At 29.8% G+C, this 12,106-nt stretch carries 13 protein-coding genes; 3 read left to right on the top strand and 10 right to left on the bottom strand.

Annotated features, from left to right (window positions below; translation table 11 throughout):
- Positions 1-4: 4 nt before the first annotated feature.
- The gene (locus tag KDK92_RS06525) at positions 5-484 is read right to left on the bottom strand and encodes an NmrA family NAD(P)-binding protein (protein ID WP_250858388.1); all 480 of its coding nucleotides are present in this window, start codon (positions 482-484) and stop codon (positions 5-7) included.
- A 46-nt stretch (positions 485-530) separates the two neighbouring features.
- Entirely contained in the window at positions 531-1,925 is a 1,395-nt protein-coding gene (locus tag KDK92_RS06530) for a Na+/H+ antiporter NhaC family protein (protein ID WP_250858389.1), read from the bottom strand.
- A gap of 227 nt (positions 1,926-2,152) precedes the next feature.
- Here KDK92_RS06530 and KDK92_RS06535 point away from each other — a divergent pair, with 227 nt between their 5' ends.
- A complete protein-coding gene (locus KDK92_RS06535; protein WP_250858390.1) occupies positions 2,153-2,794 on the top strand; it encodes an FMN-dependent NADH-azoreductase in 642 nt (213 codons plus the stop codon).
- A gap of 211 nt (positions 2,795-3,005) precedes the next feature.
- Here KDK92_RS06535 and KDK92_RS06540 read toward each other — a convergent pair whose 3' ends face one another.
- The 3 genes from KDK92_RS06540 to KDK92_RS06550 all read right to left on the bottom strand — a co-directional run bounded on the left by KDK92_RS06540 (position 3,006) and on the right by KDK92_RS06550 (position 6,116).
- Positions 3,006-3,884, bottom strand: a complete 879-nt coding sequence (locus KDK92_RS06540) for a helix-turn-helix domain-containing protein (RefSeq protein WP_250858391.1) — start codon at positions 3,882-3,884, stop codon at positions 3,006-3,008.
- 87 nt (positions 3,885-3,971) lie between these two features.
- On the bottom strand, positions 3,972-4,997 hold the full coding sequence (locus tag KDK92_RS06545) for a LysM peptidoglycan-binding domain-containing protein (RefSeq protein WP_250858392.1): 1,026 nt from the start codon (positions 4,995-4,997) through the stop codon (positions 3,972-3,974).
- A gap of 360 nt (positions 4,998-5,357) precedes the next feature.
- Positions 5,358-6,116, bottom strand: a complete 759-nt coding sequence (locus KDK92_RS06550; protein ID WP_250858393.1) for an acyl-CoA dehydratase activase — start codon at positions 6,114-6,116, stop codon at positions 5,358-5,360.
- Between the two features lie 276 nt (positions 6,117-6,392).
- On the opposite strand from KDK92_RS06550, the gene KDK92_RS06555 reads away from it, so the two are divergent.
- Positions 6,393-6,854, top strand: coding sequence for a hypothetical protein (locus KDK92_RS06555; protein WP_250858394.1), 462 nt, complete (start codon positions 6,393-6,395; stop codon positions 6,852-6,854).
- Positions 6,855-7,160: 306 nt separating this feature from the next.
- Entirely contained in the window at positions 7,161-7,913 is a 753-nt protein-coding gene (locus KDK92_RS06560; protein ID WP_250858395.1) for a methyltransferase domain-containing protein, read from the top strand.
- A 172-nt stretch (positions 7,914-8,085) separates the two neighbouring features.
- On the opposite strand, the gene KDK92_RS06565 is transcribed toward KDK92_RS06560, so the two are convergent.
- From KDK92_RS06565 to KDK92_RS06585, 5 genes are all read right to left on the bottom strand, one after another.
- Positions 8,086-8,817: a hypothetical protein gene (locus KDK92_RS06565; protein ID WP_250858396.1), complete on the bottom strand. Its 732-nt coding sequence runs from the start codon at positions 8,815-8,817 to the stop codon at positions 8,086-8,088.
- A gap of 216 nt (positions 8,818-9,033) precedes the next feature.
- Positions 9,034-9,348, bottom strand: a complete 315-nt coding sequence (locus KDK92_RS06570; protein WP_250858397.1) for a hypothetical protein — start codon at positions 9,346-9,348, stop codon at positions 9,034-9,036.
- Between the two features lie 64 nt (positions 9,349-9,412).
- On the bottom strand, positions 9,413-10,303 hold the full coding sequence (locus KDK92_RS06575) for a GNAT family N-acetyltransferase (RefSeq protein WP_250858398.1): 891 nt from the start codon (positions 10,301-10,303) through the stop codon (positions 9,413-9,415).
- Positions 10,304-10,435: 132 nt separating this feature from the next.
- Positions 10,436-11,032 (bottom strand): hypothetical protein, encoded by a 597-nt coding sequence (locus KDK92_RS06580; RefSeq protein ID WP_250858399.1) that lies wholly within the window; start codon positions 11,030-11,032, stop codon positions 10,436-10,438.
- Between the two features lie 90 nt (positions 11,033-11,122).
- Positions 11,123-11,656 (bottom strand): hypothetical protein, encoded by a 534-nt coding sequence (locus tag KDK92_RS06585; protein ID WP_250858400.1) that lies wholly within the window; start codon positions 11,654-11,656, stop codon positions 11,123-11,125.
- Between the last annotated feature and the right edge of the window lie 450 nt (positions 11,657-12,106).

The following is a 12,106-nucleotide window of genomic DNA, read 5'->3' on the forward strand; positions in this document are numbered from 1 at the left end:
AAATCTATGAACCCAAAACAAATGAATTGTCTTCAAGTAATTCTTCTAGTTTTTTATAAACATAATCTGGATATAATTTTGTTGATAAAAGAATATCTGGATGTGAATTATCAGCCAATTTTGTTAGTACGTATTCACAAGGTATAAATCTTTTTACTCCTGCTTTTTCAGCAGCTTCTACGATTTTCATCTCAATATTCTTAACATTATCAACACTAACTTGAGTTGTTTCAACAACCACATCTATTTCTTCAAATATTTCCGTTAAATTTTCAACATTATCGTACTCACCACAGAATTGTAATTCTGCTCCATGTGATTTTAAATATTCTAATTTATCTTTATTTCTATTATGTTTTCTTCTTGAAACTACTACAACTTCAGCTCCAAGTTTTAGAAGTTCCTCTGTCAATGGGTATCCAACTTGACCAGTTCCTCCTACTACAGCTACACGTAAATCTAAGTTTAAATTTTTATTCTTCATAGTTACCCATCCTCTCTTTATTTATACAAATTATATATTTATATAATTAAATAATAAATCCAAATACTAAAAATCCTAAACTTGCTAACACTGCCGATGTCAAAGCATATGGCATTTGAGTTTTAACATGGTCTATTACATGTACTTCAGCAATCATAGACGATAAAATTGTTGAATCTGAAATTGGAGAACAATGATCCCCAAATACACTTCCTGAGATAATTGCTCCAAGGGTCAATGGAATACTCACACCAAGAGCTGCAGCCATTGGAATTGCAATTGGTATCAACACCGCCACTGTACCAGCACTTGTTCCTGTAGCAAATGACATCATTGCACCAACAATGAAAATCATCACTGGAACAAAAGCTGGATTAACATTACTACTGATAGATGCAATAAATTCACCAGTTCCTAATTGGCTGACTAAATCACTAAAGGCAAAAGCTAAAACCAAAATCATTGTAACTCCTAGGTAATTACCCATACCCTTCATAACCCATTTCATATAAGTTTCTGTCTTTGTTATTCCTTGAGCAATATAATAAATTCCTGTGACAATCAAGGTAATGATTGCACCAATATAAATTCCTGCAGATCCATCACCTTTTAATATATTTCCATCCCCTGTAATAATCATAATTACAAAGATACTCCCTACTAATAAGGCTAATGGGATAAGCATGTTTTTTGCATTTGGTGTAATATCACCTTCAAAAATCTCTTCTGAAGAATAGTCCTCAACTTCCCTTTCACCTGTATTCAACTTTACCCATTGTGTTTCTTTCTTTCTATGTTTATCAGTAAAAATAACCACACCAACTAATAGTATTGATAAGATTCCATAAAGCTGAAATGGTATTGCTGAAATTACCACACTCATTGGGTCTACATCAATAATTCCTGCTGAGACTTGTCCTCCAATCATAGCAATTAAAAATGCACCTGCTGCATTAAATGGTATAAGCCATGCAATCGGAGAAGAAGTAGAATCTGTAATGTATGCCAATTTCTCTCTTGATACATCAAAGCGATCAAATAGAGGCCTTGAAGCAACTCCTGAAATTACAATTGAACTTGTCGCATCAATAAATAAGAAAATACCAAGTAAATAAGCCAATAATTGTGCTCCAATCTTGGATTTCACCACTTTTCTCTTTTCAGTCAAATACTCTACCATCCCATGAACCCCACCTGAGGCTTCAATCACATAAACAAAAGCTCCTATCATTAAACAGAACAATATGGATTTTGCCGCCCAATCATCTTGAAATACTTGATAAATACTATTTAAACCTGTAAAAACTATTCCTGTATTAACATCTAAAATAATACCTGCTGCAATAATTCCTGATAAAAGTGCAATAAATACATTCTTTGCTGCAAAAGCCAAAATAACTGTTAATAAAACTGGTACAATTGATAACCAACTAATTTCCACTATAATCACCTCTTCATTTGTCTCTAATATATTTCAATGAAAATTTATCTTTAATATATTTTTATTATAGTGATATTATTCTCCTATTAGAATGTAGGACTTATACGAATAACTATAAAAATGAAACCTAATGATTCAAAATCAAAAATCTGACATGTAAAAATATTGGAATATAAACAAGCACTTTGTTAGATACTATATCTGAAAAATAAAAAAGAGGTGTCATAATGAAAAAATTACTCTATATCACCTGTAACTCAAAGCCTGAAAATATATCTGCTAGTAAAACAGTTGGAAGAGAGTTTATAAATGCATTCCTTGAAAAAAATGATGATTATGAACTTAAAGAAGTTGATCTTTATAAGATTAATCTACCTAGACTTCATTACAGATATTTTAAAGGAAGAAATGAACTTGTAGATCAACAAGTATATGATCAATTATCAGAAAATGAAAAAAGAGACGTAGATAGGATAATTGAACTTGCAAAGGAATTCAAGGATGCTGACTTTTATGTAATAGCAGCTCCTATGTGGAGTCTTTTGTTTCCAGCCCCATTAAAAGAATATTTAGATTGCATAATACAACAGGATGTTACCATAAAAATTGAGCCTAATAATATTAAAGGTCTATTAAATGATAGATGCAGAACTATGGTGTATATTCAATCATCTGGCGGTCCGGTACCTTGGCTCCTAGAAAGAAGAATTAATCATGGAGGAACATATCTCAAAGATATTTTCAAGTTTCTTGGCATAAAGAATTTCCATGAAATTTTAGTTGATAATACTCAATTTACTGAAGAAGAAGAACATACGGCTGTCGAGAAAGGTAAGAACGAAGCTAGAGATTTAGCATCAAAGCTTTAGATATTTTATTATAATAAAAAGATACCTGCTTTTTAGGTATCTTTGTTTATTCTCAAAATTACAATATATTATTTTTACTATGTTTTCTAACTTTAGAATTTCAGATTGTTGAAAGAGTTCAATGTCAATGAATAAGCTCTCTGTGCAGTGCACAAAAGTGTACGTACATGAGTTGCACAGAGTGCCTTAACAACGCCGAAATTAAGCTTTATCAGCGGCCTGAATCAAAATATTCTGCTCTAAATTCCTTGGGTGAAATTCCTTCATAGCGTTTAAAAAACTTAGTTAAATTAGAAGGCTCGTCAAATCCCATCAAATCTGAAATTTCATTTATTGTGTACTCTCCCTGATCTATATACCTCTTAATTTCTAATAATATTCTATCAATAATAAATTGTTTAGCTGATAAATCTACCACTGCTCTTGTTGCTTGATTAATTGTTTTTTGCGAAACTAACATCATCTTTGCATAATCTTGAACTGTTTTCTTTTCCTTATAATGAATTTCTACAAGATTTTTAAATTCTACAAACCTTTTATAACTACCAGAAATTTCTCTTTGTTCATTAGGCTTCTTAAACTTACTGATTGCGAGCATAAAACTTCTAAAAAGAGATTTTAACAATGATCCTTTCACTGCATTATCTTCTGCTTTGTACTCTTTATACAATAAATCAATAAGTATACGATTTGAAGATTCCTCTGAAACATCTATATTAATAATAGGATTATATAATGGACTATTGAAGTGCTCCAAAAAATCTTGAATACTCATCTTTGAATCGGCACACAAATAATCTTCAGTGAATAAAAGAATGTATCCAGTAGCTTTAGTATCTGGAAAAAATCGATGTACTTGATTCTTACCAATCAATATCATATCTCCTGCTTTAAAATCATATACTTTGAAATCTACTTCATGTTTTCCTTCACCAGATGTTATATACAATATATTATAAAAATTCATTCTGAAATTTTCTAATAAAATTTTAGTTGGGCGTGTCTTAAAAAACTCTTGTAAGTCCACTATTTCAAACTCAAATAACTTATCTTCAGTTTTTTTAAAATTAATTCTTCTAATAGTATCCATAGATAAACCTCCAGTTGATAATCCCTTTTATTATAACATAAGGCGTATGATAATATATCATACGCCTTATGTTACTTAACCAATCAACTAAAATTTACCGTTATCATTTTTCCATTCTTCTTTATTTAGAATATTTTCAATAACATCCCAATGTTCTGCTATCTTTCCATTCTCAACTCTAAATAGATCATAGTAAGCTACTTTCTGTCCACCAAAAGTTCCTTCACTTACTGATAAAACAAAGTTCCCTTGGCCTAGTATCATATGGTTCTCTTCATACACCATATAGATTTCTTGCTCTGCCATAGCCGCCATAGCTTGTCCTAAGCCTGATAATCCATCTGCTATTTGTGTATTATGTTGAATATAATTATCACCATCAAAATATTCTCCCATTACATCAAATTTCCCTGCCATTAAAACCGTCTCCACAAAATCTTTAACAAGTGCTTTATTTTCTTCTGTCTTATCTAGTTCAACAACTTCTGTTACTCCATCAAGTTGTGTTCTTCCACTTGGATTAGGCTCCACTATCTTCTCAGCTAAATTATCCCAATGTTCTACAATTAAGCCATCTTCGAATCTAAAAATATCAAATCCTACTTTTGGTCCAAAGAAATTATAATCAGTCTGAGTTATAACGTAATCCCCATCTTCAAATACTCTAACTACATCTACTGATGAACTTCCTGGCGGTAGCATACTAAGTAATTGTCCAAAACCTTCTAATCCATCTCCAGCTGATAAATTATGTTGAATATATTTTTCTGGATTAATATATGCAATTGCTTCTGAATCACCTGTTTCAATACTATTTAAAACTGCTACTACTTTTTCTGAGTTACTTAATTCTTTTTTACTTTCTTCTTTACTTATTTCTTTGCTTGCTTCCTCATTAATGCTAACTTTTATTTTTTGATCTGGGAATATCAAATGTGGATTATCAAGCTTATTTATCTCTGCAAGCTTCTCCCATGTTGTATCATACTTTCTTGCTATTTTCCAAAGTACGTCACCTTTTTTTACAGTGTAGTATTCATCATTAGCAAAAGCTGTAGTTGATGCACTAAAAAGTATCCCCAGTGCTAAAGTTGCTGTTATCGCTTTTTTCATAATTGTTCCCTCCTAAAATATAAAATGTGTGGTAAGTTATATTTCTTCTTAAATTTTTTGTGTTTCTTTCCATTTGCTTAATATTATTCTATATTTACGGAAGGTAAAAGACCATATAAAAAAGAACCTGAAAAAAGTAATAATGAAACCTTTCCCGTTCTTTTGTTTAATTTATCTATATAAGGCAAGTTCAAATAAATAACAAGTCAGTTATACAGAAAGAAATTATCATTATATCTTGATATAGAAAAAGTGGTGAACCTTCACTATTTTCTATATCAAAATTAATAAGGTAAATTTCTTTCTGTATACTCGTCTATTTTGCATCATTGACTGGTTATTTATTTTCACATGCCTAAACTATTTAATCTTTTTAGCCATAAGAGCCGCTCCGATAGCCCCTGCATATCTAGCTAATTCAGTTGTTTTTACTGGTACGTTTAGTTTTTCTGAAAGTTTATTAACAATGTATTCACTTTCACATAACCCACCTGTTAAAAAGTAATTTGTTCCTGAGGAATGTTTTCCACATAGTGATTTCACTTTACTCACAACTGAATCTACAATAGCGAAGGCTATATCTTGTTTTTTCTCTCCTCTACCTATTAAACTTATAACCTCTGATTCAGCAAAAACAGTACACATTGAACTTATAGTAATTCCTGAACCTTGAGATGCTAGTTCACATAGCTTTTCTATATCAACCCCAAGTGTATTACCCATTATTTCTAAAAATCTTCCTGTCCCCGCTGAACATTTATCATTCATAATAAAATTTGTTACCATATCATTTTCTACAGTAATTACCTTAGTATCTTGACCTCCAATATCAATTACAGTACAGTCGCTATTACTAAGATACGCAGCACCTTTACCATGACAAGTTATCTCAGTTATTGTCTTATGTGCATAAGGTACAGACACCCTTCCATACCCCGTTGCTACAACTTTAGAATTATCTTCATTTATATCTAATATCATTAATTTATCTTTGATAAGATTAGCTGTTTCAACGCTACTCCACCCAGTGGGCATAACAAAGGTTTCTATTAATTTATCTTCATTAAATACCGCAACCTTAGCTGCAGTAGATCCTATATCTATTCCTATATAATTCATATGTCTTTCACCTCTAAGTGTAAAAATTCTTTAAATTCATAATTAATTCTATCATATCCATATAAGTTTTGAATTTTTGTTTTTTAATAGATGATTAGCCATCTATTGGTTTTTTAAATAGTTTAATATGCTAGTCCTATTGTTTAACGATTCTTGTCGGATTTATGTACAACTCTCCGCCCATTTGAATATAATATATTGAATACTATGAATAAATTGATCAACTAATGATGAATATTGCAACAAAAAGATTACTAAAGAAAGGAATGTTATATAATGAGCACTAACAGTTTTACCTTTAAAATCAGAACTCAATTTAGCTTTATTGTAGATGATCGTACTTTTAGTTGTATTTTAAGCGGCATTGCTAAAAAGGGTATAAATATTACAGGTCATTTTCAAACAAAGCTTTTTGATCCTAATAATAAGTGTAACCATAATTTCACTTCCAATATAGTTAGACTTGTCGTTGGTAGTGCTGATGCTGAAAGTAGTAGGGATATTATCGGAGTACGATATGTACTTGACTGTCTTGGTGTTGATTTTCAAGAGAAATCGGTCATTCAAGTAGTTGAACTAACATCTGGAACTCCTGGTATATTGAATTATATAATTAGTTCATTATTGTGCAAGGTAATGGTTAATGCACTATATATCGGAGAAGAAAACAACTGTTTTTTAGATGTGTCAGATATTTGTAAAGCCTTAAGAATCTTATCTGAAACAAAAGTTGAATAAGTCCCAAAATATTCAAGCACATGTTGTTCATATGATTAAAAACAATATAGAAAAAATTTAAAGTTATTTAAAATAAATGGGGTACTTGATATGTTAGTGCCCTTTTACTTTGTTAATTTTTATAATAATATGATATAATTTACATAGAATTACATATTATTTTTAGTACATAACATATTTGTATTAAGGCTTAATGGTTATATTGAATAATATATCTGTATTCGTCGTAATGGAAAGATATTAAATATGACGAAATAGTAGAAAAATATGAACTAACGATTATTTATATTAGTTGGAGGTATTATTATGGATTTTAGGAAGGTTTTTGACAGCATTCCTCAAGAATTTGACAAATGGAGAACCCGTTATTGTGATGAACTTTTCGCCGATGTTATAGAATACTCAAAGCTCGATTCTGGCAAAACAGCTCTTGAAATTGGTCCCGGAACAGGTCAGGCTACCGAACCGATATTGAAAACAGGCTGTTCGCATTTGGCGATTGAACTTGGCGAAAATTTTGCAGAGTATACAAAGAATAAATTTAGTTCATATGATAATTTTCAAATTGTAAATGCTGATTTTGAAACATATGATTTTGGGGATCATCAATTTGACTTGGTTTATTCAGCCGCAACAATCCAGTGGATACCGGAGGAAATTGGCTTTCCAAAAGTTTATGATATGTTAAAAAGCAATGGAACATTTGCGATGATGTTAACTCGAACAGATGAAAAAAGTGCTAATGAACCCTTATATTCGAAGATACAGGAAGTATACTCTGAATATTTTCATCCAGAAACAGAATATACATGCAATTTAAATTACAACAATACTGAAAAATATGGCTTTACTGATATTGAATGCCGTCATTATCACAAAACAAGAGAACTTAACGCTGATGAGTATGTCTCATGGATAAGTACACATGCTTGTCATATAACTCTACAGGAGCCGTATAAATCAAAATTTTACGCAGGCATCAAGGACGCTATTTTGAGTTTTGGCAATAATATAAAGCTTTATGATACAATAGTTTTGTATTTGGCAAGAAAGCCATAACCTCGTAGTATAAGCATAATTTGAAGATTTCTAAATTACAAAAAAATGAGATAGATAAAACTATCTCATTTTTAATATATAATATGTTAGATTTATAAGCATTTATTTAAATTAAATCTTGATAAAATAATCTCACCCTAGTTTTATGGTTTTGTTAATTGTTTCTTTCCAACTATTTACTCCCTAAATTAATTACGAAACCTTTTCTACCATCTATCCTAATTTTTTCTCCCTTCTCGTTGGCTAATACAACTTCACGAACAGGTCCTCTGTGCCCACTATGATAAAATCCAGTGCTTCGAAGAACTTTGTAGTCATCTAAAGTTAATATAAATGTTTTAGTCTCCTTACCTTGTAACTCAAAAACCGCTGGCTTACCATCAAAAGTGTAAAAACTAATCTCTCCAAGTCCATCATGTCTATCAAATGGGCTATCAATACTCAAATAAAAAGTCTTTTTTTTCTTGCTATAATTAGTTAATGTAAATTTAGCAGTAAATTCTACTAACTCATTCTCCTCGGCTCTATAATTCATACTACTATTTTCATATTTATATCCTATAGATAATAACCCAGCAGAATTTTCTTTTATTAACCTTACAGTAGTTTTTGATATTGCTGAAAATATAATCATACATCCCACAAAAACTAAAAAAACATCCCATCTTCTAAGCTTTAACTTACCTATAGCATACTTTTCTACAAAAAATATACTTATAAAAAAAAGCACTCCAAAATAAATCACAGTTAGATGATCACCACTATAATTACCAGACCATGATTTTAACCCAATAGATTCCAATACATAGTCCCCTAAAGCACGATGATGTTTAGTTGTAACCATCATGAAACATAATGCTGACATTAAAAATATTGAAAGCTTTCCCTTTACATTATTATTCATATCCCCTCACTTTAAATAGTATCTATCTCTAGATTACTAATATTATGTTCTCCTATAAAGATTTTTCGATTTTTCTAGAATCCGGCATAAAAATCTTCCTTATTATAACTAGATTTTATAGTACTCTTTAGCTTTTCTATATAATTTTTTAAAGTTAGTCAAAATGGATTCTCATCTTCATATTTTAATATATAATAATAACTAGTTTTAAACAGCTTAATTGGATTTTATTTTAATACTTTGTACAAATTCAGCATTTATAAGTTCATTACCTTTCTTCGTTTCAACCTCAATCCAATTTTCCTCCACACTAATTATTTTTCCAACTACGTTTATACCAAATGTGCCTGTTGATATAATACAATTCTTACCTATATATTTTTTAATTATCTCATTTGACATAATTATAACCCCTTTCCTTTTCTGTATTTTTGAAATTACTGACTTTCTTGCTGCATTTTGTTGTGGTAAACTTGCGAAAAACAATAAAAAAAGCGGCAAAAATACCCCAACCCACGTTCCTACATTCAACCAAATCTCACCCCCTTAATAATTATTCCACTCTTGTCCTATATATTAATTAAAAACTATTATTTCATATACCTAAAATCTTATTCCAATGCCCTATACTCTTTATTTCATTAAAACCTATTTTTTCATACAATCTATAGGCTTTTTCATTATGCCTATATACATGAAGTCTCGCTATATCCATACCACTATTCTTACCTTTATTTAAAACAGACTCTATAACCCTAAATCCATAACCTTTATTCCTAAACTCTTTTAAAATCGCAATCTCCTCAATATATATCACATTCATATTTTGTTGTTTGTTTCTTTTTTCATTTATATAAGAAATAATAAACCCAATTGGTTGATTGTTTTCATATAATACAAATATTAAATCACTATTTTTTTCAATCAATTCATTAATTTCTTCTACTTTATAACTGAAGTTACTTCCTTCCATACATTTTTCCATGAAATTATAAATCCATTTTTCATCCCCTATTTCATAAAAAGTTCTATAATCTATTGTTAAATTTCTTTTAGATAGTTTAGAGATTATTTTTTCCATCTGAATGTGCTCTTTCTCCATTCTATACCCAATATCTTTTAAACCTTCTATTAAATCAGCTTTATCATTTACTCCTATAAATTTCACTCTTCTAATATTAGAGTCGCAATAACACTTATGTACAAACTCCAACATACTTTTATATGCATTATAATTATTATATTGTTTTCTAACATAGATTTCTTCAATTATCACTGTATCAACATCCTTAGAAAGTTCAACAAAACCAATATCTTCTTTGTTATTGGACAGAATAAATATGTCTATGCATCCCAATTTTAAATCTTGCGTATGTTTTTCTAGAAATTCATCTTTAGTTATCTTTAATACATATGGATCTTCAAATGCAAGTTCATTGTTTAATACTATATATTTTTCTATGTTTTCTAATGATAATTTTTCCATCTTAAGTCCCCTCCTAGTATACCTGCTTCATCCTTGGGTTCCACTGATAGCGTAACTATCAGCGGAACCCAACTCTTCGCATATCACAAAATATCCGTCGCATCTTTGACTTGTTATTTATTTTCATATGCCTTATTTGAAATATATTTTAAATATTAATCCCCAATCAGCTGTTTTCACTTCATCCTCAATACTTTTTCCTCCCGACGCAAAAGAGCCTTTATGTGCAGTTACTCCCCATATAGTAATATCTTCGCTATCAGTCACCTTGAGTTCTCCATCTATTTCAACAGGTCCGTAACCACACTCTTTATCAAATCTATCTATATATTTTGTTGACCCAACATAACCATTGTCTTTACTAATGATTGTTTTCATTACCATAGAATTTGATTTTTCTAAATCAGTACCAATGATATCTTTCAAAGAAATACTAACTTCTCCATCAAATTCATTTTTATCAAAAGATGTTGAAATTCCATTTTGAGACTCTTTAATCTTGCCATTCTCCCATATTTCATATTTAAGGCCTAGACTTTCCTTATCACCTTGATATTTAACCTTAATACATCCTGTCATCATGTCAAAATGAGGTTCTAACTTTTTAGCATCCCCTTCAAAAAGTTTACTCGGTGTCACTTTAACATAATTCTGAGAAACATCAGAATTTTTACCACATCCCACAATTAAGAAGGCTAAAATTAAAATGAAATAAGTTATTTTCTTCATTGCAATCCCTCCTATATACTTAACCCTAATAATGCCCCATTTTTAGTTCTCTCACCTTTTTTGCTTATTCATAAATGTACTCCTCCAAAATTAAAATCCATCTGTTCTAATAATAAATGCATATTCACATTCATTTTTATTTTCACCCCAAGAAGCTATCATTTTAAAACCCCTATAATCAATTTTATTCTCCACATAAACTGAACTCAATGCTGATGCAAAGTGTTTCTTAATTTCAAAAGAACATTTACCATCCTTTAGTTCAACTGGAATATTGATTATTACTTTGTCAGAATACATCTGCTTCCCATTTTCATCAATTAAAATATCAGATATAGTGAATTTACTTGGCGGATTATTCTTAAAACTAATCATAGCAGTTTTTCCAATTTCAATATATGGAATCTCAACGTTAGAGCCTTCTTTCATTATAGTTTTAAATGCACATAATCTATCATAGATTGCACCATCCCATGTATTTTTTGAAGTTATATACTCTATTTTCTTATCTCCAATAATTATTTCTAATTCAGGTGGTTCTTTTGATGATTTTTTAGAAATACACACAATGATTAATGTGGTGGTTAGTAATATAAACATAATACCCATTATTACTTTTTTCATATTAATAAGCTCCTTTTAAATTTTCTATTTATTTTTTATAAATATCCGAAAACATTAATGCATATTCCATTTACTTCATTATACTTACATTATATTGTATTTACAACAACATTAACCACTAATTTTCAATTACAGCCACCTCACCAAAAACAGTCTCAAAATGAGACTATATTCTCATTTTGAGACTACACCATTTAGTATTTTCTCATTTTGAGAAACTTCATATATAAGTGTTCATTCTTCAATAATATATGTTTCTATTTAAATTAAAATTTTAATATTTCAATTTAAGGCTTAAATCCTTTTGTCTCAACGTTTATAAAAGAAACTTATCAAAGCCAGTCACCTTATTAACGTACAAATAACAATACAAATGAGATAAAATATTTTTAAAACCAATTTTGGCATGCTTATTGCTTATATTATATACATACAAGTAAAGGGAGTGAT

The organism is Oceanirhabdus seepicola, from assembly GCF_023684385.1.
GTDB lineage: Bacteria > Bacillota > Clostridia > Clostridiales > Clostridiaceae > Oceanirhabdus > Oceanirhabdus seepicola.